Genomic DNA, 21,861 nt, shown 5'->3' on the forward strand with positions numbered 1-21,861 from the left:
TAAGCGAGGGGCGTGCGCGCGGCGGGGCGCACACGCCGTCTCGCCTCCGGATGCCTGAGGAGGTTACGGCTCAGGCGAACTGGCCGACCTGGTAGTCGCCGGCGGGCATGCGGATCATGACGTTCATGCGGTTGTAGGCGTTGATGAGGCCGATGAGGAAGACCAGGGCGGCGAGCTGCTCCTCGTCGTAGTGCTTGGCCGCGTTCGCCCACGCCTCGTCGGTGACGGCGCCCGGGGTGTCGGCCAGGCGGGTGCCCTGTTCGGCCAGTTCGAGGGCGGCGCGCTCGGCGTCGGTGAAGACGGTGGCCTCGCGCCAGGCGGCGACCATGTTCAGCCGGAGCTGGGTCTCGCCCGCGTGCGCGGCCTCCTTGGTGTGCATGTCGAGGCAGAAGCCGCAGCCGTTGATCTGGCTGGCGCGGATCTTCACCAGCTCCTGGGTGGCGGCGGGGAGGGTGGAGTCCGAGACGACCTTTCCGGCCGCGTTGATGTGCTTGACGATCTTGGCGGTGGCGGGGATGGCGAAGGGGTTGAGGCGGGCGTCCATGGGTGTGCTCCTGTGGGCCGGTTCCGTTGGATTCACGGTTACGACGGGCGGGGCGGTGGGGGTGTGACATGTGGGGGTGTGACCTGGGTCACTGGGGCACGCGGAGTGTGGGCACCTGGGGTGCGACGACACGGGTCCGGGCCACATGACGTGCGGCCACACGGCGTGCGACCACATGGCTTCCGGCCACATGGCGTGGGACCCCAGAGGGCCCACCCACACGACTTCCGGCCACACAGGTTCCAGCCACCCGGAATCCGCTGCGAATGTGTGCAGGAGAGCCACATGGGGCGCACACAGTCTGCTGATGGTCCCGTTACGGTGGCGGGCGCTCACCCGCGCCCGTCGACCCAGGAAGACCGCGAATGGACTACTGCTCCGCCTGCCGTCGGCATCTGAACGGCGCCCTGGTCTGCCCGGGCTGCGGCGTCTGCGCCGCCCCGGACCTGGCCCCGATGCCGGTCCGCACGAGCCCGTACGCCGTCCGGCAGCCCGGCGACGAGGACGTCCCCGCGTCCCGCCACGGCAGGTCGGTGCCCCCGCCGGCCGCCCCGCACCGCCCGGCCGAGGTGCCCTCGGGCAGTGGCCGCGCGGCCCGGCGCCGTGAGCAGTCCCGTTGGAGGAAGACGCGCCGCAGGGCCGCCCTGGCGACCGCCGTCGCCCTGGTCGGCGGTGGCCTCACCCTGGCCGCCGCCCTGAACCACCAGCCGGGCGACCGCACCCGCCCCACCGCCGCCCAGGGCGAGCAGCCGATGGGCGGTACGGGCCCCGAGGCCACGGCCGGCCTCCCGGTACCGACGGCGTCCCCGACCGGGCGCCCCACCGCTGCCCCGAGCGCCCCGCCCCGCACGAGCGCCAAGCCCAAGGCCCCGGCGGACCCCCGCTCCAGCACCCCCACCCGGCACAAGGCCACCCCGAAGGCCACCAAGCCGTCCCCCACCGCGTCCTCCTCGACGCACCCCCACTCCCGCTCCCTGCTCCCCCTCCCCCACGACCCGGCCCCGGTCTCCACCACCCCCACCTCCCCCCTCACCCCGCCGCAGCAGTCCCCCGCCCCCACGACGGACACCCCCACCGAGCGCACCGCGCCCACCGGGGCCCCGTCGACCCCCGCCCCGTCGACCACACCCCCGACCTCGCAGTCCCCCACCCCCACCGCATCACCGTCCGCCTCCCCCTCCCACGTCTGTCTCCTGGTCATCTGCCTGAGCTGAGCACGCGGCGAGGTCGGCGACCGCTGGGGCTGAAGCCGGAGCCGACGGTCAAGGGGTGAGCGGGCTCGGCCGGGCACCAGCCGTTTCCGGTGGAGCAGCCTCGGCTGAGCATGGATTCAACCCGGCCCAGGACGGACGACCGGGAGGGAACCTGCACGCCGCAGCCGGTCGCTCCCGGCCGAGCCAGGCCAGACATCCCTCACTTGTTCCACGTCTCGTCGTAAGGGTCGGCCGGCGTAGCCACCGGCCGCGCCGACGTCACCCGCAGATACGGGATCACGCCGTTGTTCACCGGGTCCCGCGTCACACGCGGCGCGTACACCCCCGTCACCTCCATCCACGCGTCCGGCCTTAGGACCGGCGGGAGCTGGCCGGTGAGGCCGATCTTCACCGGCTGGGCGTCGGCGGCGCAGCAGTTGAGGGCCATGCGGACGAGGTAGGGGGTGCCGTGGGCGTCGAGGGCGAGGAAGCCGGTGACGCGCACGGTGCGGCCGCGCAGGGTGTGGCTGTAGGCGGCGCGGGAGGCGTAGTCGACGACGCTCAGCCGGACGGGGTCGGAGGCGGGCAACGGGTCCAGGCCGTACGGGGGTTGGAGTGCCGTGCCGGTGCGGACCGCGCTGTAGGAGCCGAGGGCGGGCGGGGCGATGAGGATGAGGGCGAGGACGGGCAGCACCAGGAGCCAGGCCACGCCGGGATCGGGGTGCGCGTGACCCACAACAGCCCGTTTCCGCTCGTACCAGACCGTGGCCAGGGCGGCCGTCACGAGGACCACCCCCGCCGCCAACAGCATCGGCCGCAAGCCGGACTTGACGTACCGGAGGTACAGATCGGTCGTCCCCGCGTGCAGCAGCGCCCCGCCGAGCAGGAACATGACGGCGGCCTGCGCCTGGCGGTTCACAGCAGTACCGCCCCGGTGACCAGCGCGCCCGTGACGGCCAGCGCGAACGTGGCCGGGGCGAAGCGCAGCGCGAAGCCGCGGCCGAAGGTGCCGGCCTGCATGGCGAACAGCTTGAGGTCGATCATCGGGCCCACCACCAGGAACACCAGCTTGGCCGTCGGGGAGAAGTCGGTCAGCGAGGCGGCGACGAACGCGTCCGCCTCCGAGCAGATGGACAGCACCACGGCGAGCACGGCGAGGGCGAGCACCGCGAGGAACGGGTTGCCCGCGGCCGTGCGCAGCCACTCCGCCGGGGCGACCGCCTTCAGGGTGGCCGCGGCCATCGCGCCGACCACCAGGAAGCCGCCCGCGTGCATGGTGTCGTGGCGTACGGAGTTCCAGAAGGTCTCCGCCTTCGTCTCGCCCTCGTGGGCGCCGTGCGCGGGCGGCCGCAGCCAGTCGGCGCGGCCGAGCCGCTGCCACAGCCAGCCCATCGCGCAGGCCACCAGGAGGCTCGCGGCGAACCGGGCGAGGACCATCTCGGGGTTGTTCGGGAAGGCGACGGCCGTGGCGGTGAGCACGATCGGGTTGATCGCGGGCGCGGACAGCAGGAACGCCAGCGCGGCCGCCGGGGTCACGCCCCGCCGCACCAGCGCGCCCGCCACCGGCACCGACGCGCACTCGCACCCCGGCAGCACCGCGCCGGCCAGCCCCGCGACCGGTACGGCGAGCGCGGGCCGGCCGGGCAGGGCGCGGGCGAAGAAGGCGGGCGGTACGAAGACGGCGATGGCGGCCGACAGCAGCACCCCGAGGACCAGGAAGGGGAGCGCCTGCACGGTGACGGCGACGAACACCGTGGTCCAGCTCTGCATCACCGGGGTGCCGAGCGCGCCCCGGATCGGCGCCTGGGCGAGGACGGCGAGCAGCAGCACCAGGGTCAGGACGAGGGGGGAGCTGAGCCGGACGCCTCCGGGCCGTTCGCCGGGCGGCTCGGTACCCGGTTCCGCGCCGGGCGGGGCGTCTTCGGTGATGGCCACGGGTGGGGTACCTCCGGCTGGGTGCGGCTGCTGTGCGGTACGCGGCCGCGGGTGGGGCCGTTCAGGTGATCGCTGGAACCGGCCGCCTTCTTGGGGCAGTCTTTTCCCTCGTGGCGAACAGCGTTCCGTATCAGGGCGGTCCCGGTGGCACGTCGGCGCCGATGGTGGTGTGCGGGGACGACGGTCTCGCGCACCGGCTGTCCGCCGAGTTGCGCGGAGTCTACGGCGAGCAGGTCGTCCTCGTCGTGCCGCCGAACGCCCGTACCGCGCGGCGGCCGGTGGTCGGGCGGCCCCGGTCGGCTCCGGCGGCGCTCTTCGACCGGGTGGTGTCGGTGGCGGTCGGCCGGGGCGGGCCCGTGCCGGGCGGGGGTGAGCCCGGTGCTGCCGGCCAACGCCGGGGCGGGGAACGGGTGCTGGAGGCCGAGTTCCTCACCGAGCAGGTGCTCGCCGAGGCTGGAGTGGAGCGGGCGGCCGCGCTGGCGCTGGTGTACGAGGACGACGAGACCAACATCCGGGCCGCGCTGACCGCCCGGCGGCTCAACCCGCGGCTCCGGCTCGTACTTCGGCTCTACAACCGGCGATTGGGCCAGCACATCGAGGAACTCCTCGATCAGGCCGCCGTGTTGGTGGGCGAGTCCGAGGAGGCGGTACGGGACGCGGCCACCTCCGTGCTCTCCGACGCCGACACCGCCGCGCCCGCGCTCGCGGCGACCGCCGTCGCCGGTACCGGCAAGGTGATCCAGGCGGAGGGGCTGCTGCTGCGCGCGGTGGAGCGGGTCGCGCCCCCGGACGGGAGCCCCGCGCCGCGCGGCCTGTGCACACTCGCGCTGCTGTCCGCCGACGGGAGCGACGAGGGGCCGGTGCTGCTGCCCGGCGACGAGGAGGTACGGCGCGCCGAAGGCCGGTCCCGGGTGATGCTGGAGCGGTTCTCGGCGGCGGAGGGCACGGCGCCGGGGAACGGGCTCGGCGTGGGCGGTGTCCCGCCCCTCTCCTCCCTGTTCTCCAAGCAGTTGAGGTGGTCGCTGGCGGTACTGGCGGGCTGCGTGATCGCGCTCGCGGTGGCCCTGTCGATCGTGACCGGCATCCATCCCGTGCGGGCCTTCTACCTGACCCTGCTGGACCTCTTCGCCATCGACGACCCCGCGCTGGGCGAGTCGTTGGGGCGTCAGATCCTGCAACTCCTGTCCGGCCTGGTCGGGTTGCTGCTGCTCCCCGTACTACTGGCCGCCGTACTGGAGGGGTTGGGCACCTTCCGTACACAGTCCGCCTTGCGCAAGCCACCGCGTGGGCTCGGTGGACACGTGGTCCTGCTGGGGCTGGGGAAGATCGGTACGCGGGTGCTGATCCGGCTGCGCGAGCTGCACGTCCCGGTGGTGTGCGTGGAGGGCAACCCGGAGGCGCGCGGGCTCGCGGTGGCGCGGCGGCTGCGGGTGCCGGTGGTGATCGGGGACGTCACGCAGGAGGGCGTACTGGAGGCGGCCAAGATCCACCGGGCGCACGCCCTCCTCGCGGTGACCAGCGCGGACACCACCAACCTGGAGGCCGTGCTGTACGCGCGGGGGGTCCGTCCCGACCTCCGCGCGGTACTGCGCCTGTACGACGACGACTTCGCCACCGCCGTCTACCGCACCCTGCGCGTCGCCCACCCGCTGGCCACCACCCGCAGCCGCAGCGTCTCCTACCTCTCGGCCCCCGCCTTCGCCGGAGCCATGCTGGGCCGCCGCGTCCTGGGCGCGGTCCCGGTGGAACGCCGGGTACTCGTCTTCGCCTCGGTGGACGTGGCGAACCGCCCCCAACTGGAGGGCCGCACCCTGGCGTCCGCCTTCGAACCCGGCGTCTGGCGCGCCCTCGCCGTCGAGAACGCACCCGACACCCCACCCGACCACCTCCTCACGAAGGAGGACCGGGTGGTGATCGCGGCGACCCGCCGGGGGCTGGCGGAACTGGGCTGAACCGTCCTACTGCTCCGAGCCCCCCAGGTGCCGCCGGGCGAAGTCCATTTCCAGGCGGACCTGCTTGATGCGTTCGTCGACCACCAGGGAGCCGTGGCCCGCGTCGTAGCGGTAGACCTCGTGGGGGGCGCCGCGGTCGCGGAGGCGGTCGACGTAGTTGTCGATCTGGCGGATGGGGCAGCGGGGGTCGTTGACGCCGGCGGAGATGTAGACGGGGGCCTTGACCTGGTCGACGTAGGTCAGCGGGGAGGACGCGGCGAAGCGGTCCGGGACCTCCTCCGGGGTGCCGCCCAGGAGGGTGCGGTCCATGGCCTTCAGCGCCTCCATCTCGTCGTGGTACGCGGTGACGTAGTCCGCGACCGGCACCACGGCGATGCCCACCGTCCACGCCTCCGGCTGGGTGCCGATGCCGAGGAGGGTGAGGTAGCCGCCCCAGGAGCCGCCGGTGAGGACGAGGCGCTCGGGGTCGGCGAGGCCGGAGGAGACGGCCCACTCGCGCACCGCGGCCACGTCCTCCAGCTCGATCAGGCCGACCCGGTGCTTGAGCGCGTCGGTCCAGGCACGCCCGTACCCGGTGGAACCCCGGTAGTTGACGCGGACCACGGCGTACCCCTGGTCCACCCAGGCCGCCGGGCCGGCGGCGAAGGAGTCGCTGTCGTGCCAGGTGGGCCCGCCGTGCAGGTCGAACACGGTCGGGAGGGGGCCGGTGGCCCCGGCGGGCTTCTGGACGAGGGCGTGGATACGGCCGCCGGGGCCGTCCACCCACACGTCCTCCACCGCGACCGACGGCGGGCTCTTCAGACCGGGCGGGTCCAGCACGATCTGCCCGCTGGTGGAACGGACCACCGACGGCTCGGCGGCCGAGGACCACAGGTACTCCACGCTGCCGTCGGGGCGGGCGGTCGCCCCGGAGACGGTGCCGGGCGGGGTGGGGATACGGTCCAGCTCGCGGGTGGCGAGGTCGTAGCGGAACAGCTCGCTGCGGGCCTCGAAGCCGTGCGCGATCAGCAGGGCGGAGCCGTCCGGGTACCACTCGGCGGCCACGTCGCCGGGCAGGTCCAGCGGGAGGTCCGTCTCCGCGCCGCTCGCCACGTCCCAGACCAGGGGCTCCCAGCGGCCCCGGCGCTGGTGGCCGATGAGGAGGCGGGTGTCGCCGTCGACGGGGGCGAAGCCCAGCACCTCCAGGCCCAGCTCCTCGGTGCCGCCGCGGGTGTCGTCCAGGTCGGCGACGGCCGTGCCGTCCGGGCGCAGCACGCGCAGGGCGCTGTGCATGGCGTCGCCGTGCTCGGTGTGCTCGATCGCGATCAGCGTGCCGTCGTGCGAGAGGTCGCCGACGCCGGCGGACTCACGGTGCCGGTAGATCTCCACCGGCGCCTCACCGGCGCGCGCGAGGTGGATCGTCGTACCGTCCTCGTCCGTCGACCGGCCGACCACGGCCGTCCGCCCGTCCCGGCCGAGGGCCAGCCCGGCCGGGTAGGAGGGCGCGAGGCCCGGTACGGCCGTCTCGTCGGGGCCGCCCCCGAAGGGCTGGCGGCGCCAGACCCCGAACTCGTCCCCGTCCTTGTCGTCGAACCACCAGATCCACGCCCCGTCCGGCGAGAGCACGCCGTCCGTCGTGCCGTTCGGCCGGTCCGTGGCCTGCCGCTGCGCACCGCTCGCTCGGTCCCACGCGTACAGCTCGTAGGTGCCGGTCGCGTTCGACACGAACAGCGAGCGGTCGGGCGCGTCCTCGGCCCAGTCCGGCAGCGAGACCCTCGGCGCGCGGAACCGCTTCTCCCAGTCGGGCATCTCCACAGCTTCGTCAGCTTTGTCCATGCCCCCTAGGATCTCCCGCGCGACGCCCTACGGGACACCCCTGAGCTGGGCAACGAGGTTCGAAGCAGGCGGGGCCCCGGGCCCCCCGTGAAGGTGACAAAGGGGGCGCCGTACCTTTGGGGTGTGTACCGGTTTCTGCTGACACCCCGCTGGTGGGGCATCAACGTCTTCGTGCTGCTCGCCATCCCGTTCTGCGTGTTCATGGGGTCGTGGCAGCTCAGCCGGTTCGAGGGGCGGGTGCAGGATCATCGCACCGCCACCGAACAGGCGGCGGACTCGCGCCACGAGGAGGCGGTGCCGCTCGCGCGGATGCTGCCCGTGGACAAGGCCACCTCGGGACGCCGGGTCGTGGTCAGCGGCGAGTACGGCAGGCAGTTGCTCTCGCCCGGCCGTGAGCTGGACGGGAAGACCGGCTTCTACGTCGTGACCCTGCTGCGCACCCCGGCCGGCGAGTCCCTCCCCGTGGTCCGGGGCTGGCTGCCCGGTGCGGCGGACCCGGCGAAGGCGCCGAAGCCCCCGGCCGGGAAGGTCACCGTCACCGGCGCGCTCCAGGCCCCCGAGTCGCCGGGCAGCAACGGTGTCCCCGCGACCGGCGGTCTGCCCGCCGGGCAGACCAACGCCATCGCCCCGGCCTCCCTGGTCAACCTGGTGCCGGACAAGCTGTACGCGGCCTGGGTGACGCTCGACCGGGGCGACGCCGGGATGAAGGCCGTCCCCGCGACCGCGCCCGTCGGGACCGGTCTCGACCTGAAGGCGTTCCAGAACCTCGGCTACACCGGCGAGTGGTTCGTCTTCGCCGGCTTCGTGGTCTTCATGTGGTTCCGCCTGCTGCGCCGCGAGGCCGAGGCCGCCCGCGACGCCGAGCTGGGCCTGGTGACGGACGGAGCCGACGCCCCCGAGGACGCCGGCACGCCGACCACCGTCTGAGCCCCTACCCCTCGGACTGCATCCCGGTGTAGTACACCGTCCCCGCGCACGCGTCGGGTACGGCCGCCGTGGCCGCCGCACCGGACGCCGCGCTGTAGGTGACCTGCACGCTGCCGTCGGCCGGGCCGTCGACGGTGAGGAGCTGCGGGGCCGCGCCGACCGTGCCGCCGGTGTCCGTGGTGCCGGTCGTGCCCGTGTCGCCGCTGGGCGAGGGGTCGGGGGAGGGCCCGCCGGTGGCCGAGCCGCCGCCGGTGGTGGTGGTCCCGCCGCCCGGCACCGGGCAGGTCTCGGAGGGCACGAAGGCGAACTTCTCCGCGTACGCGCCGCCCGGCCGCAGCATCAGCGAGGACACCGACAGCGACGGGTCGGGCAGCCCGCTCGCCGCGTCGCCGGACACATGCGCGGCCACGCTCAGCTTGGCCTGGTCGGCCGCGCCCACCGCCACCGCGCCGACCTGGCCCGCGCCGGTGACCGTGCAGGCGGTGCCGGAGACGTTGGAGACGCGGAAGGTGCCGTAGACCACGCCACCGGAGTCGGGCCCGCTCGCGCTGCCCGTGACGCCCAACTGGGCCGGGGTGCAGCTCGGCGTGCCGGAGGCGAGGCTCGCCGAGGGGTCCACGGCGCCGGGCGCCCCGGACTCGCCGCCGCCCTTCTTGCCGGGCTCGTCCTTCTCCCCGCTGTCCTTGCCGGTGCCGGGCGTGTCGCCCGTGGTGCCGCGGGTGTCGCCGGTGGCGCCGTCGGAGGTGCGGCCCTTGCCCTCGGTGCCCTGCGTCGACTCGGACTGGCCGGCCATCGCGGTGTTGGGGTCGGCGCCGTTCGCGTTGGAGACGTGCACCAGGGCCGGGATCGCGGTGCCGAGCAGCAGCGCGGCCGCCGCCATGCCGACCGCCGCGTGCCGCTTGCGGGCCCGCCGCGCGGGAACGGCCCGCCGCAGATGCTCCAGCGAGCCGGTACGGGGCTCCACGTCCTCCACGGCGGAGTGCAGCAGCCGTCGCAGCGCCTGCTCGTCCGCCCCGAGCCCGTCGTCCAGGCCGTCGGCCTCGATGCCCCGGCCGCCCCGCCCGGAGCCGGAGGACGCGCCGCCCAGCTCCAGCAGCCGTTCGAACCCGTCGAGCCCGTCGAGCTTCCGTGTCTCCGCGTCGGCGGAGGCGTCCGGACGGGCGGACTCCTCCCCGCGAATGCCGTCGTTCACAGTTTCGTTCCCAGCGTGCGTCGGCTTGTCGTGTCGGTCGGCCCCCGTGGCTGACTCGTCGGCAGGCTCGTCGTGCTCGCTCACGTCTTCGCCCCCATGGACACCCGCAGCGCGGCGATGCCCCGTGAGCCGTACGCCTTCACCGAGCCCAGCGAGATGCCGAGCGTCTCGGCGACCTGGGCCTCCGTCATGTCCGCGAAGTAGCGCAGCACGAGCACCTCGCGCTGGCGGCGCTGAAGGCCCTTCATCGCCTTGATGAGCGAGTCCCGTTCGAGCTGGTCGTACGCCCCCTCCTCCGCGCTCGCCATGTCCGGCATCGGCTTGGAGAGCAGCTTCAGGCCGATGATGCGGCGGCGCAGCGCGGACCGGGAGAGGTTGACGACCGTCTGACGCAGGTAGGCCAGGGTCTTCTCCTTGTCCCGGACGCGTTTGCGGGCCGAGTGGACGCGGATGAACGCCTCCTGCACGACATCCTCGCAAGAGGCGGTGTCGTCCAGGAGCAGGGCCGCGAGACCGAGCAGGGAGCGGTAGTGCGCCCGGTAGGTCTCGGTGAGGTGGTCGACGGTCGTGCCGGCGGCCGCGTCACCAGCGGTGTCGTCGGCACCGTCGCGCTGGCCGGGTATGCGGGTGGGGCGCGCGGCGGGCATCGGCGCGATCACCGGCATGCCGCCGGGCACACGCGGCCGGAGTGCCGCACGGGGCGGCCGGAGCGCCGCCGCGCCGCGGGCTGCTGGGGATACGCCCGGCTCGAAGAGAGTCGGTGCGAGTTCGAGTACCTCTGCCACGCCAGTTGGACACGCGTACCCCCGACAGGGTTGTACGTGCCGGGCGTCACATTCACGACGACCGACAGTTCCTCAAGTGCCGCCATGCGTCCCGCTCTTCCCCTACGCCTAGTTGAAAGGGCGTCACCACGCCCCACCGCGACGCCCCGCGCCCGGAATCCACGTCCCGCCGCACCAGGGTGAGGGCAAAGACGCTCCCCGTGCTCGCGCGGTTGCGGAGAACTGGGAGGGAAATCCTCTGTCGTGACGAAGGCCGGGTACAAGTGGTTTGGACCATGGTTCCGGCCACATTCCCCAGGAGAATCCCATGAACACCGCGGGATTCTCACATCATTTCAGCGGCCACCAGCTCGGCGATCTGGGCGGTGTTGAGGGCGGCGCCCTTGCGCAGGTTGTCGCCGCAGACGAAGAGTTCGAGCGCGGTCGGGTCGTCCAGCGCCCTGCGCACCCGGCCCACCCAGGTGGGATCGGTGCCCACGACGTCGGCCGGGGTGGGGTACTCCCCGGCGGCCGGGTCGTCGCACAGGACCACGCCGGGGGCGGTGGCGAGGATCTCGCGGGCGCCGTCCACGGTGACCTCGTCCTGGAAGCGGGCGTGGACGGTGAGGGAGTGGGTGGTGACGACCGGGACCCGTACGCAGGTCACGGCGACCGGCAGGGCGGGCAGGCCGAGGATCTTGCGGGTCTCGTCGCGGACCTTCATCTCCTCCGAGGACCAGCCGTCCTCGCGCAGCGACCCGGCCCAGGGCACCACGTTGAGCGCGACGGGCTCGGGGAACGGCCCGGTCAGCTCGCCCACCGCACGGCGTACGTCACCGGGCGCGGTGCCCAGGTCGGTGCCCGCGACCAGGGACAACTGGGCGCGCAGCGTCTCGATCCCGGCCCGCCCGGCCCCGCTGACCGCCTGGTACGAGGAGACCACCAGCTCGCGCAGCCCGAACTCGGCATGCAGCGCGCCGAGCGCGACGATCATCGACAGGGTCGTGCAGTTGGGGTTGGAGACGATCCCGCGCGGCCGCATCCGGGCCATGTGCGGGTTGACCTCCGGGACCACGAGCGGCACCTCGGGGTCCATCCGGAAGGCGCCGGAGTTGTCGACCACGACCGCGCCGCGCGCGGCGGCCAGCGGCGCCCACTGGGCGGCGACCTCGTCGGGCACGTCGAACATGGCGACGTCGACGCCGTCGAGGGCGTCCTCGGTGAGGGCGGCGACCTCGACCTCCTCGCCGCGCACGGCCAGCTTGCGGCCGGCCGAGCGCGGGGAGGCGAGCAGACGGATCTCGCCCCAGATGTCCGCCCGTTGGGACAGGATCTGGAGCATCACCGCTCCTACGGCTCCGGTCGCCCCCACGACCGCCAGTGTCGGGCGACCGGTGCGTGCCATCAGCGGCCCGTGCCCCCGTAGACGACGGCCTCGTCGGTGTCGGAGTCGAGCCCGAAGGCGGTGTGCACGGCGCGGACGGCCTCGGGGACCTCGTCGGCGCGGGTGACGACCGAGATGCGGATCTCGGAGGTCGAGATCAGCTCGATGTTCACGCCCGCGTCGCTGAGCGCCTCGAAGAAGGAGGCCGTGACGCCCGGGTTGGTCTTCATCCCGGCGCCGACCAGGGAGATCTTGCCGATCTGGTCGTCGTAGCGCAGGGACTCGAAGCCGATGCCGGGGCGGTTGCGCTCCAGGGCGTCGATGGCCTTGCGGCCCTCGGTCTTCGGCAGGGTGAAGGAGATGTCGGTCAGGCCCGTGGAGGCGGCCGACACGTTCTGCACGACCATGTCGATGTTGATCTCGGCGTCCGCGATGGTCCGGAAGATGGCCGCGGCCTCGCCCGGCTTGTCCGGCACGCCGACGACGGTGATCTTGGCCTCGGAGGTGTCGTGCGCGACACCGGAGATGATGGCCTGCTCCACCTGCTGTTCCCCTTGCTCGATCGGCTCGCTGCTGACCCACGTGCCGCGCAGCCCGCTGAAGGAGGAGCGGACGTGGATCGGAATGTTGTACCGGCGGGCGTACTCCACGCAGCGGTGGAGCAGCACCTTGGAGCCGGACGCGGCCAGCTCCAGCATGTCCTCGAAGGAGATCCAGTCGATCTTCCGGGCCTTCTTCACCACGCGCGGGTCGGCGGTGAACACGCCGTCCACGTCGGTGTAGATCTCGCAGACCTCGGCGTCGAGCGCGGCGGCGAGCGCGACGGCGGTGGTGTCGGAGCCGCCGCGGCCCAGCGTGGTGATGTCCTTCTTGTCCTGGCTCACACCCTGGAAACCGGCGACGATGGCGATGTTGCCCTCGTCCAGCGCGGTGCGGATGCGGCCCGGCGTGACGTCGATGATGCGGGCTTTGTTGTGGACCGAGTCGGTGATGACACCTGCCTGGCTGCCCGTGAACGACTGGGCCTCGTGGCCCAGCTTTTTGATCGCCATCGCCAGCAGGGCCATGGAGATACGCTCTCCGGCGGTCAGCAGCATGTCGAATTCACGTCCGGCAGGCATCGGAGACACCTGCTCGGCGAGATCGATCAGCTCGTCCGTCGTGTCGCCCATCGCGGAGACCACGACAACCACCTGGTTGCCGTTCTTCTTGGCTTCCACGATCCGCTTGGCGACGCGCTTGATGCCCTCGGCATCGGCTACGGAGGAGCCTCCGTACTTCTGCACGACAAGGCCCACGTGCGCTCCTCGCTCGGTTCGTTTGTGTCGGCTCAGTCTATCGAGCGTCCGAAATCCACCATCGCGCTCCCGCATGGTGAGACGTCGTCCGCCCGGTCCCGAACCTGCCCAGCGGTACGCGGGCCACGCGGAAAGTGCCCCGCGTCACAGAGGCGCCGCTAGTGCACCTGGCGGATGCCGAGTGGGGTGCCGATCTCCTCGGCCATGACCCGCCCGGCCTCCACCTCCAGCGCCTCGTCGCCCAGGTCCTGGTCGGTGTCGAGGCCGTCCAGCTCCTCCAGCGGCTGGTTGAGGCGGACGTGGATCAGGACGGACTGGAGGGCGCGCAGTACGGCGGAGGCGGTGGAGCCCCAGTTGGAGAAGTAGGAGAACTGCCACCACCACAACGCCTCGGCGGTGCGGCCGGCCCGGTAGTGGGCCATGCCGTGGCGCAGGTCGGTGATGATGCCCGCCAGGTCGTCGGAGATCCGGGCGGCGACCGGCGCGGTGCGGGGCGCGTACGGGTCGAAGACCTCGGAGTAGACGTCGACCGGCTCCAGCAGGCGGGCCAGGTTCTCGCGCAGGCCGTCCGCGTCCGGCTCCGGGCCGGGGTCGGGCTCGTACCGCTCGTCGGGGAGGAAGTCCTCGTGCGCGCCGAGGCGGCCGCCGGCCAGCAGGAGCTGGGAGACCTCCAGCAGCAGGAAGGGCACGGTGGAACCGGGCTCGTCGCCCTTGGCGACCTCGGTGACGGCGACCAGGAAGCTCTCGACCTGGTCGGCGATCTGGACCGCGAAGTCGTCCGGGTTCTGCGCGGTGGCGTGCAGCGTGGCGTCAGACATCTAGGAGTCGTCTCCCCTCGAAGGCGCGGCCGAGGGTGACCTCGTCCGCGTATTCCAGGTCCCCGCCGACCGGGAGGCCGCTGGCCAGGCGGGTGACCTTCAGACCCATGGGCTTGATCATGCGGGCGAGGTACGTCGCCGTGGCCTCGCCTTCGAGATTGGGGTCGGTGGCCAGGATCAGCTCCGTGACGGTGCCGTCGGCGAGGCGGGCCAGGAGTTCCCTGATCCGCAGGTCGTCCGGGCCGACGCCCTCGATGGGGCTGATGGCGCCGCCGAGGACGTGGTACTTGCCCCGGAACTCACGGGTGCGCTCGATGGCCACGACGTCCTTGGGCTCCTCGACCACACAGATGACCGAGAGGTCGCGGCGCGGGTCGCGGCAGATGTTGCACAGCTCTTCCTGCGCCACGTTGCCGCAGGCCGCGCAGAAGCGGACCTTGGCCTTGACCTCCAGCAGGGCGTGCGCGAGCCGTTTCACGTCCGTCGGCTCGGCCTGCAGGACGTGGAAGGCGATCCGCTGCGCGCTCTTGGGACCGACGCCGGGGAGCCGCCCCAGCTCGTCGATGAGGTCCTGGACCACGCCTTCGTACAACGGACTGCCTTTCCTTCACGACCTTGCGATACGTACGGTAGTTGCCCCGGCGTCAGAAAGGCAGACCGGGGATGCCGCCGCCGCCGAGTCCCTCGGCCAGCGGGCCGAGCTTCTGCTGCTGGAGGGCCTGCGCGTTCTCGTTCGCCGCCTGTACGGCCGCGACGACGAGGTCCGCGAGGGTCTCGGTGTCCTCCGGGTCCACGGCCTTCGGGTCGATCTTCAGCGCGCGCAGGTCGCCGGAGCCGGTCACGGTCGCCTTGACCAGACCGCCGCCCGCCTGGCCCTCGACCTCCGTGTTCGCCAGCTCCTCCTGGGCCCGCTGGAGGTCCTGCTGCATCTTCTGGGCCTGCTGGAGCAACTGCTGCATGTTCGGCTGGCCGCCACCGGGAATCACGGGGTGTCTCCTGTCTGTCTTCGCCGCTTCACTGCTCGGCACGAGCCTACGTGGTCCGAGCGGCCCCCGCGCTGCCACTCTTTCGGGTGAGATCGCCTCCGGCCCCCTACCTGATCAAACCCCTCTTCCGGGCGTACCACCCCGCGATCGGGGCCCTCCGCCACCCGTTGAGCGGTAGGAAGGGGACTTCGCGCCGCCAGGGTGTGACGGCCGCGCGATCGGTGTTCATGTTCAGTAGGGAGTGCCGGGTGGGTCAGCCGGAGCAGCAACCCGACGATCCCGCATCCGCTCAGGGGGCGCGGCGGGACGGTCCAGGCGGCGGCCCGGGCACGGAGGGGCCTTCGGCGGGCGGGCCGGGAGGGGACGGGGTGTGGCGGGGTGACCGGAGTACGGACGGGGCGCGGCAGGGTGGCTCGGGTGCCGACGGGCCGTGGTCGGGCGGCCCCGGTACGGACGGGTCACCGCGGGAGAACCGAGGTGCGGACGGGGCGCGATCCTGTGATCTGGACGTGAGCGGGACTCGGCCGGAAGACCGGGGGACGGACGCCGCAGGGCCGGACGAGCCGGGTGAGGACGTGTCCCGGCGCACCGGGCGGAACGCGGCCGGCCCGCTGCCCGGGGACCTGGTGGGGCGGGCGTTGCCGCTCGGGGACTGGGGGGAGCCCGCGCAGCGGCTGGACGAGCTGTACCGGTGGGTGGAGCGGGGGGCGCTGCGCACGGCGGAGTGGTATCTCGCGGACCGGGTGTGGCGACGGCGGGCCGCGCGGGGGTTGCGGGGCGGTACGGCGGCGGGGGTGGTGGTCGGGGCGGCCCTGCCGTTGCTGGACGCGACCGGGGCGGTGTCGGGCTGTGCGCCGTGGGGATACCTGGCGTTGCTGCTGGGGGCCGCGTGCGCCGGGGTGGACCGGTGCTTCGGGCTGACCTCGGGGTGGATGCGAGCCCTCGCCACCGCCCAGGCGGTCCAACGGCGTTTGCAGGCCCTCCAGTTCGACTGGGCGTCGGAGAGTGCGCGTGAGGTGCTGGGTCCTGCGGAGGGCACGGCGGGGGAGGCGGCGGAACGTTGCCTCGGGATTCTGCGCCGCTTCTCGGAGGACGTGACGGAGCTGGTCCGTACGGAGACGTCGGACTGGATGCAGGAGTTCCGCGGCGGGCGTCCGCCGGTGACGCCTCCCGCCCCTCCATCCCGGCCCGCCGAGCCCACCCCCGTCTCCCGCTACCTCTCCTCACCCCCGGGCGCCCGCCCCAACATGCCCCGCCAACGCCCCCCGGACCCCCGCTGACGGCTCCGCCGGGGGGCGGGTGGCCCCGGTGGGGCGGATTCGCCATCGGCGGGTGCGGGTCGTGCGGCCCACCGGTTCGGCGAAGCTGTGCTGGGACATCCCGGCAGGAGACCGCTGCCCCGCGAGCCGTCAAGCACACGGAGTACGGCGTCATTCAGTCCTGCTTCCAACTGGGCTGACCCGGCTGTACGTCAGGGCTTCCGCACCGGTCGGCCCCGTCCGCTTCAGGTGGCCGTCCGGGGAGAGGGTGAGGGTGGTGGGGGTGCCCGGTGCGCAGGAGGAGAGGGGGGCTCCGGAGGTCACCGTCGCGGCGGTGAGCCGCAAGGTGCCCTCGGCGCCCGGCTTCCGGGCCAGGGACGCGGCGAACACGCAGTGCTGGTCGGCCCCGTCCGCGACCAGGGTGAGTACGCGCTCGCCGACCCGCCCCTGGGTCAGGGTGAGCTGGTGCGTGCCCGCCCCGTCGACACGGGATTCCCACCTGCCGAGGTAGCGCTCCGGAACGTCCCCGCCGGCGGAGGCGGGCACCACGGTCGCCGTGTCCGACACCCCGCCACCCCGTAACAACGTGAACAGGGTCCCCCCGGCCCCCAGGACGACGATCAGCGCGACCATGACGAGCAACCACGTCGACCGCCGGTCCCGCGTACACCCCTCCACCTCCGGATGCCCGTACGCGGCTACGGCCCACCCCCGCCCATCCCCTACAGCCGTGTGCTCCCGCCCCCCACCAGCACCCACCGAAGGCTGTCCGGGCGGCGCGGACAGAAACCCAGCCCCGCCGACACCCGAACCCGCATCCGCACCCGCCGACGGCGAATCCGCCCCACAGGGGCCACCCGCCCCCGACGACGAAAGTTGTACGGGTGGTGCGGGTGGTAACCCGGACCCGGCCGAAGGCCGGGTGCCCGCCCCGGAACCCGAACCCGCACCGAACACCCAGTCCCAGTCCTCCTCCGGCCCCAACTCCCGCATGACACAACCGCCTTCCCCCGAAGCGTGCCAACGGCCCGAGGATAGTGCGGGCATAGGGGACAGGGCTGCCTCCCGCCTGACACCCGGCGAAAAGCGTCCCCACTCACGACAACCTGTCGCGCATCCCGCCCCCGCCCGCAACAGTCCGCCGATGTCGCGGCGACGCCCCCACCGCCTACCCTCACCCGCATGACGCCTCAGCCGAACCCGGAGCAGACCCCCACCCCCACCCCCGACCCCGAGACCGGTGCCGCCGTGAAGGCCGCCGACCGGGCGCACGTGTTCCACTCCTGGTCCGCGCAGGACCTGATCGACCCGTTGGCCGTCGCGGGCGCGGAGGGCTCGTACTTCTGGGACTACGACGGCAAGCGGTACCTGGACTTCACCAGCGGGCTGGTGTTCACGAACATCGGCTACCAGCACCCGGAGGTCGTCGCCGCGATCCAGGAGCAGGCGGCGAAGATGACGACGTTCGCGCCGGCCTTCGCGGTGGAGGCACGCTCGGAGGCGGCGCGGCTGATCGCGGAGCGTACGCCGGGCGACCTGGACAAGATCTTCTTCACCAACGCGGGCGCGGACGCGGTGGAGCACGCGACGCGGATGGCGCGGCTGCACACCGGGCGGCCGAAGGTGCTGTCGGCGTACCGGTCGTACCACGGCGGCACCCAGCAGGCGGTGAACCTGACGGGTGACCCGCGCCGCTGGCCGTCGGACAACGGCAGCGCGGGCGTGGTGCACTTCTGGGCGCCGTTCCTGTACCGGTCCCGTTTCTACGCGGAGACGGAGGAGCAGGAGTGCGCGCGGGCGCTGGAGCACCTGGAGACGACGATCGCCTTCGAGGGGCCCGGCACGATCGCGGCGGTCATCCTGGAGACGATCCCCGGTACGGCCGGGATCATGGTGCCCCCGCCGGGTTACCTCGCCGGGGTCCGGGAGATCTGCGACCGCCACGGCATCGTCTTCATCCTGGACGAGGTGATGGCCGGGTTCGGTCGGACCGGTGAGTGGTTCGCGGCGGACCTCTCGGGGGTCGTCCCGGACCTGATGACCTTCGCCAAGGGCGTGAACTCGGGGTACGTGCCCCTGGGGGGTGTCGCGATCTCCGGTGCCATCGCGGAGACCTTCGCCAAGCGTCCGTACCCCGGCGGGCTGACGTACTCGGGCCACCCCCTGGCCTGCGGGGCGGCCGTCGCCACGATCGACGTCATGGCCCGCGAGGGCATCGTGGAGAACGCCAAGCACCTCGGCGAGACGGTACTCGGCCCCGCCCTCGCCACCCTCGCCGAGCGCCACCCCAGCGTGGGCGAGGTCCGCGGTACGGGCATGTTCTGGGCCCTGGAACTGGTCAGGAACCGCGAAACCCGCGAGCCCCTGGTCCCCTACAACGCCGCCGGCGAGGCCAACGCCCCCATGGCAGCCTTCGCCGCCACCGCGAAAAAGAACGGCCTCTGGCCCTTCGTCAACATGAACCGCACCCACGTGGTCCCGCCGTGCAACATCACGGAGCCGGAGCTGAAGGAGGGTCTGGCCGCACTGGACGCGGCGCTGGCCACGGCGGACGAGTACACGACGTCAGCCTGACCGGGTCAGAACCCTTCCCCGGCCCACTGGCGGAGGGCGGGTTCCAGGCCGGCGGGGTCGGTGGTGTCGGAGGCCCACGCCACCACCCCGTCCGGCCGGATCAGTGCGCCCACGACACCGGTGCCGTCGTCCCGGATCACCCTCGTCCGGTCCTTCGCCAGGTTGGCGAACAGCGCGTCCGGGGTGCGGTCCAGGAGCAGGAAGCCGCCGCCGTGGGCGTGGTCGGCCAGGCGGGTGCCGTTGCTCAGAACCAGGTCGGGGACGTGGCGGCCCGTCCACGGGTGATCCCCCGGCAAGGGGAGCCGTTGCGTCATGCCCGCGATCTGCTTCACCGCGTACGTAGTCCCGTCGCGGGTGGACAGCAGATCCGCCACCACCCCCCGCAACGCGCCCGACTTGGGGTCGCCGCGGAGGACGCCGATCTGGGCGCGGGTCCAGTCCAGGACCCAGGCGCCCACCGGGCGGCGTTCCGCGTCGTAGGTGTCCAGTAGGGATTCCCGGGCACGGCCGGAGGCCACCGCCGCCAGCTTCCAGCCCAGGTTCACCGCGTCCCCCACGCCCAGGTTCAACCCCTGCCCCCCGAACGGAGGGTGGACGTGGGCCGCGTCGCCGGCCAGGAACACGCGGCCCGCGCGGTACTGCGATGCCTGGCGGGTGTTGTCCGTCCAGCGGGTCGGGGTCGCGCGCAACCCCGTCAGGGTGATGTCCGTGCCCGAGACGCGACGGAGGCTGGACTGGACGTCGTCCAGGGTGACCGGGGCCGACCGGTCGGCCGGACCCCCGTCGAACTCGACGGTGGCTATGCGGCCGGGCTGGGGGCCGTAGCGGTAGACGCCCTGGGGGGACCAGGACCAGCCGTCGGCGAGCTTCTCGGGGTCGGCGATGTCCACCACCGCCTGGTAGCCGGTGATCTCGGGGTCCGTGCCGGGGAACGGGATGCCCGCGAGCCGGCGTACGGCGCTGTGGCCGCCGTCGCAGCCGACGAGCCAACCGGCGTGCAGCGGGCCGGTGTTGGTGCCGACGACCACTCCGTCACCGGTGTCCTCCAGCGAGGTCACCTCCACCCCGCGCCGCACCGTCACGCCCAGCCGCTCGGCATGCCCGGCGAGCAGCGCCTCCAGCCGGGGCTGGGGGATCATCCGCGCCCCCTCCACGGCGGTGTGTGCGGCGAGGTCGGAGTCGTTCCAGTCCACCAGGCCGGGATCGAGCGGCACCCCCGCGAAGTGCCCGGTGAAGCGGAAGCCGGACACCCCCAGCGTCTCCCGCTGGATCTGCTCCAGGGCGGGCAGCAGCCCGCGTCGGTCCAGTGCCTCCGCCGTCGGCACGTTGATCGACTGCGCCTTCATCGCGGGGTCGGGTGAGTCCCGCCGTTCCAGTACCCGCACCGACACCCCGGCGAGCACCAGCTCGGCGGCGAGGGTGAGCCCGACGGGTCCGGCACCGACCACGATCACATCCACATCTACCTTCACGAACACTGTTCTAGAAACGAACAGCGTTCGTGTCAAGTTATAGTCGTCCCGTGAACGCGAAAGAGCGCCGCACCGCCCGGCACCAGTCCCCCGCCGCCGAGGACGCCCGGCCCCGCCGCCGCAAGGACCCGATCACCGTGGACCAGGTGGTCGAGACCGCGCTCGGGATCATCGCCACGGAGGGGTACGACGCGCTGACCATGCGCAGACTGTCCGCCGCGCTGGACACCGGCCCCGCCTCGCTCTACGCCCACGTGGTCAACAAGGCCGACCTGGACGAGCTGCTCATCGGCCGCCTGTGCGCCCGGCTCACCCTCCCCGCGCCCGACCCCGCCGCCTGGCGGGACCAGCTCCGGGGGGTCTGCGAGGACCTGCGGGACCAGTATCTGAAGTACCCCGGCATCTCCCGGGCCGCCCTCGCCATGGCCCCCACCGACCTGGAGACCCTCCGCGTCAGCGAGGGCATGCTCGCCATCCTCCTCACCGCCGGCATCGCCCCCCAGCGCGCGGCCTGGGCCATCGACGCCCTGCTCCTGTACGTAGCGGCCTACTGCCTGGAGCTGTCGGTGGCCCATCGCCGGGCCGAGGACGGCGACGAGGTCTGGCCCGCCGACAAGACCGAACTCCTCCACCGCCTCACCGCCCTCCCCGCCAGCACGTTCCCCCACACCACCCGCCACGCGGCCGAACTGACGGCGGGCACGGCCCACGACCGCTTCGACTTCACGGTGGCTCTGATGATCGACGGCCTCGCCTAGCCCCACCCCACACAGGGCCGCCACACATAGCGCCACGCCACACAGTCCCGGCCGCCACAGCGCCGCCGCCCCCCAGGCCGCCCCCACAGCGCCGCCCCACACAGCACCCCCGCCCCCCATTACGCCCCTACACACCATCCCCCCACACATAAAGGGCACCGGGGCTGATGCCCGGCAGGGGTGAACGCGTAAGGTGACGTGCTCGTAAGAGGTAGTGGAAATAGGCACGTGCGTACGAGTACCGCACCCATCCGTGTGAGGAGACTCCGGGACGATGCCCGGCTACGGCGCTGTGACGCGCAGTACCTTGCGGCAGCAGATCGCCGACGCGCTGCGTGACGAGGTGCTGGCCGGGCGGCTGCTGCCGGGGCGGGCGTTCACCGTGAAGGAGATCGCGGACCTGTACGGGGTCTCCGCGACGCCGGTACGCGAGGCCCTGGTCGACCTGTCGGCGCAGGCCCTGCTGGAGGCCGACCACCACCGGGGCTTCCGCGTCCCCGAGTACTCCCTGGACGACTACCGGGGCATGATCGAGGCCCGCTCACTGGTCACCGAGGGCATGTTCCGCGTCCTCAGCCAGGGCCACCCCGCCTTCGCGCGCCCCGACGACCCGGACACCGCCGCCGCGCTGGCGACCGTGCGCCGCCGGGGCGAGGAGGCCCAGCGGGCGAACGCGGCCGGCGACCTCACCGTGCTCATCGGCTACGACCTCCGCTTCTGGCGCGAGCTGAGCGTGCTCTTCGGCAACCCCTACCTCGCCGAGTTCCTGCACCGCCTCCGCGTCCGCTCGTGGGTCTGCGCGGTCCAGCACCTCCGCCGCCTCCCCGAGGTCCGCGGCCGCCTGTGGGCCGGCCACATAGACCTGGTCGACGCCCTGTCGAACCACGACCCCGAGGCCGCCCGCGCCATCGTCGCCGCCGCCAACGCCCACGCCCTGGAGATGGTCGAGGAACTCACCGGGGGCTGACCGGGGAATCCGCGCCGCCGCGC

The 21,861-nt window shown here is 73.0% G+C and carries 20 protein-coding genes; 7 read left to right on the forward strand and 13 right to left on the reverse strand.

Annotated features, from left to right (window positions below):
* Positions 1-70: 70 nt before the first annotated feature.
* Positions 71-544, reverse strand: coding sequence for a carboxymuconolactone decarboxylase family protein (locus tag OG448_RS14035; RefSeq protein WP_405553960.1), 474 nt, complete (start codon positions 542-544; stop codon positions 71-73).
* Between the two features lie 365 nt (positions 545-909).
* Between OG448_RS14035 and OG448_RS14040 the strand changes: the two genes are divergently transcribed.
* Positions 910-1,758 carry a hypothetical protein gene (locus OG448_RS14040; protein WP_405553962.1) on the forward strand — a complete coding sequence of 283 codons (849 nt, stop codon included), beginning with the start codon at positions 910-912 and terminating at the stop codon, positions 1,756-1,758.
* Between the two features lie 199 nt (positions 1,759-1,957).
* Here OG448_RS14040 and OG448_RS14045 read toward each other — a convergent pair whose 3' ends face one another.
* Together OG448_RS14045 and OG448_RS14050 are read right to left on the reverse strand one after the other, a co-directional pair.
* Positions 1,958-2,656: a TIGR03943 family putative permease subunit gene (locus tag OG448_RS14045; RefSeq protein ID WP_405553964.1), complete on the reverse strand. Its 699-nt coding sequence runs from the start codon at positions 2,654-2,656 to the stop codon at positions 1,958-1,960.
* Positions 2,653-3,672: a permease gene (locus OG448_RS14050; RefSeq protein WP_405553966.1), complete on the reverse strand. Its 1,020-nt coding sequence runs from the start codon at positions 3,670-3,672 to the stop codon at positions 2,653-2,655. Before OG448_RS14050 ends, OG448_RS14045 begins: the two co-directional genes overlap by 4 nt.
* Before the next feature lie 161 nt (positions 3,673-3,833).
* Here OG448_RS14050 and OG448_RS14055 point away from each other — a divergent pair, with 161 nt between their 5' ends.
* On the forward strand, positions 3,834-5,624 hold the full coding sequence (locus OG448_RS14055; protein ID WP_405558798.1) for an NAD-binding protein: 1,791 nt from the start codon (positions 3,834-3,836) through the stop codon (positions 5,622-5,624).
* Between the two features lie 6 nt (positions 5,625-5,630).
* Here the strand turns inward: OG448_RS14055 and OG448_RS14060 are convergent, their stop codons facing one another.
* Positions 5,631-7,439, reverse strand: a complete 1,809-nt coding sequence (locus OG448_RS14060; RefSeq protein WP_405553968.1) for a prolyl oligopeptidase family serine peptidase — start codon at positions 7,437-7,439, stop codon at positions 5,631-5,633.
* Positions 7,440-7,562: 123 nt separating this feature from the next.
* Here OG448_RS14060 and OG448_RS14065 point away from each other — a divergent pair, with 123 nt between their 5' ends.
* Entirely contained in the window at positions 7,563-8,366 is an 804-nt protein-coding gene (locus OG448_RS14065) for an SURF1 family protein (RefSeq protein WP_405553970.1), read from the forward strand.
* Between the two features lie 4 nt (positions 8,367-8,370).
* On the opposite strand, the gene OG448_RS14070 is transcribed toward OG448_RS14065, so the two are convergent.
* The 7 genes from OG448_RS14070 to OG448_RS14100 form a co-directional block, all read right to left on the reverse strand.
* The gene (locus tag OG448_RS14070) at positions 8,371-9,558 is read right to left on the reverse strand and encodes a hypothetical protein (RefSeq protein ID WP_405553972.1); all 1,188 of its coding nucleotides are present in this window, start codon (positions 9,556-9,558) and stop codon (positions 8,371-8,373) included.
* Between the two features lie 80 nt (positions 9,559-9,638).
* Entirely contained in the window at positions 9,639-10,223 is a 585-nt protein-coding gene (locus OG448_RS14075) for a SigE family RNA polymerase sigma factor (protein ID WP_350901140.1), read from the reverse strand.
* A gap of 445 nt (positions 10,224-10,668) precedes the next feature.
* Positions 10,669-11,727 (reverse strand): aspartate-semialdehyde dehydrogenase, encoded by a 1,059-nt coding sequence (locus OG448_RS14080; RefSeq protein ID WP_391297508.1) that lies wholly within the window; start codon positions 11,725-11,727, stop codon positions 10,669-10,671.
* Complete coding sequence (locus tag OG448_RS14085) at positions 11,727-13,004, reverse strand: aspartate kinase (RefSeq protein WP_030817256.1); 1,278 nt, start codon at positions 13,002-13,004, stop codon at positions 11,727-11,729. The genes OG448_RS14080 and OG448_RS14085 overlap by 1 nt, the downstream gene beginning before the upstream one ends.
* A 158-nt stretch (positions 13,005-13,162) precedes the next feature.
* Complete coding sequence (locus OG448_RS14090) at positions 13,163-13,822, reverse strand: DUF5063 domain-containing protein (protein WP_405553975.1); 660 nt, start codon at positions 13,820-13,822, stop codon at positions 13,163-13,165.
* Complete coding sequence (recR, locus tag OG448_RS14095) at positions 13,815-14,414, reverse strand: recombination mediator RecR (RefSeq protein ID WP_356425516.1); 600 nt, start codon at positions 14,412-14,414, stop codon at positions 13,815-13,817. The genes OG448_RS14090 and recR overlap by 8 nt, the downstream gene beginning before the upstream one ends.
* 52 nt (positions 14,415-14,466) lie before the next feature.
* Positions 14,467-14,808, reverse strand: coding sequence for a YbaB/EbfC family nucleoid-associated protein (locus OG448_RS14100; RefSeq protein WP_391297503.1), 342 nt, complete (start codon positions 14,806-14,808; stop codon positions 14,467-14,469).
* A 575-nt stretch (positions 14,809-15,383) separates the two neighbouring features.
* Here OG448_RS14100 and OG448_RS14105 point away from each other — a divergent pair.
* Positions 15,384-16,088, forward strand: a complete 705-nt coding sequence (locus tag OG448_RS14105; RefSeq protein WP_405558799.1) for an SLATT domain-containing protein — start codon at positions 15,384-15,386, stop codon at positions 16,086-16,088.
* A gap of 150 nt (positions 16,089-16,238) precedes the next feature.
* Here OG448_RS14105 and OG448_RS14110 read toward each other — a convergent pair whose 3' ends face one another.
* The gene (locus tag OG448_RS14110) at positions 16,239-16,700 is read right to left on the reverse strand and encodes a hypothetical protein (protein ID WP_405553977.1); all 462 of its coding nucleotides are present in this window, start codon (positions 16,698-16,700) and stop codon (positions 16,239-16,241) included.
* Between the two features lie 549 nt (positions 16,701-17,249).
* Between OG448_RS14110 and OG448_RS14115 the strand changes: the two genes are divergently transcribed.
* On the forward strand, positions 17,250-18,641 hold the full coding sequence (locus OG448_RS14115) for an aspartate aminotransferase family protein (RefSeq protein ID WP_405553979.1): 1,392 nt from the start codon (positions 17,250-17,252) through the stop codon (positions 18,639-18,641).
* Positions 18,642-18,646: 5 nt separating this feature from the next.
* Here the strand turns inward: OG448_RS14115 and OG448_RS14120 are convergent, their stop codons facing one another.
* Entirely contained in the window at positions 18,647-20,113 is a 1,467-nt protein-coding gene (locus OG448_RS14120; RefSeq protein ID WP_405553981.1) for an FAD-dependent monooxygenase, read from the reverse strand.
* Between the two features lie 50 nt (positions 20,114-20,163).
* On the opposite strand from OG448_RS14120, the gene OG448_RS14125 reads away from it, so the two are divergent.
* Positions 20,164-20,871, forward strand: coding sequence for a TetR/AcrR family transcriptional regulator (locus OG448_RS14125; protein ID WP_405553983.1), 708 nt, complete (start codon positions 20,164-20,166; stop codon positions 20,869-20,871).
* Between the two features lie 274 nt (positions 20,872-21,145).
* Positions 21,146-21,838: a GntR family transcriptional regulator gene (locus OG448_RS14130; protein WP_405553984.1), complete on the forward strand. Its 693-nt coding sequence runs from the start codon at positions 21,146-21,148 to the stop codon at positions 21,836-21,838.
* The last annotated feature ends 23 nt before the right edge of the window (positions 21,839-21,861 follow it).

Source organism: Streptomyces sp. NBC_01171 (assembly GCF_045039805.1).
In the GTDB taxonomy this organism is placed as follows: Bacteria; Actinomycetota; Actinomycetes; order Streptomycetales; family Streptomycetaceae; genus Streptomyces.

Excerpts from the sequence above, each read along its gene's own strand:
- OG448_RS14035 (WP_405553960.1), bottom strand. The coding sequence starts at position 544 with ATGGACGCCCGCCTCAACCCCTTCGCCATCCCCGCCACCGCCAAGATC.
- OG448_RS14040 (WP_405553962.1), top strand. The coding sequence starts at position 910 with ATGGACTACTGCTCCGCCTGCCGTCGGCATCTGAACGGCGCCCTGGTC.
- OG448_RS14055 (WP_405558798.1), top strand. The coding sequence starts at position 3,834 with ATGGTGGTGTGCGGGGACGACGGTCTCGCGCACCGGCTGTCCGCCGAG.
- OG448_RS14060 (WP_405553968.1), bottom strand. The coding sequence starts at position 7,439 with ATGGACAAAGCTGACGAAGCTGTGGAGATGCCCGACTGGGAGAAGCGG.
- OG448_RS14075 (WP_350901140.1), bottom strand. The coding sequence starts at position 10,223 with ATGCCGGTGATCGCGCCGATGCCCGCCGCGCGCCCCACCCGCATACCC.
- OG448_RS14080 (WP_391297508.1), bottom strand. The coding sequence starts at position 11,727 with ATGGCACGCACCGGTCGCCCGACACTGGCGGTCGTGGGGGCGACCGGA.
- OG448_RS14090 (WP_405553975.1), bottom strand. The coding sequence starts at position 13,822 with ATGTCTGACGCCACGCTGCACGCCACCGCGCAGAACCCGGACGACTTC.
- OG448_RS14110 (WP_405553977.1), bottom strand. The coding sequence starts at position 16,700 with ATGGTCGCGCTGATCGTCGTCCTGGGGGCCGGGGGGACCCTGTTCACG.
- OG448_RS14115 (WP_405553979.1), top strand. The coding sequence starts at position 17,250 with ATGACGCCTCAGCCGAACCCGGAGCAGACCCCCACCCCCACCCCCGAC.
- OG448_RS14130 (WP_405553984.1), top strand. The coding sequence starts at position 21,146 with ATGCCCGGCTACGGCGCTGTGACGCGCAGTACCTTGCGGCAGCAGATC.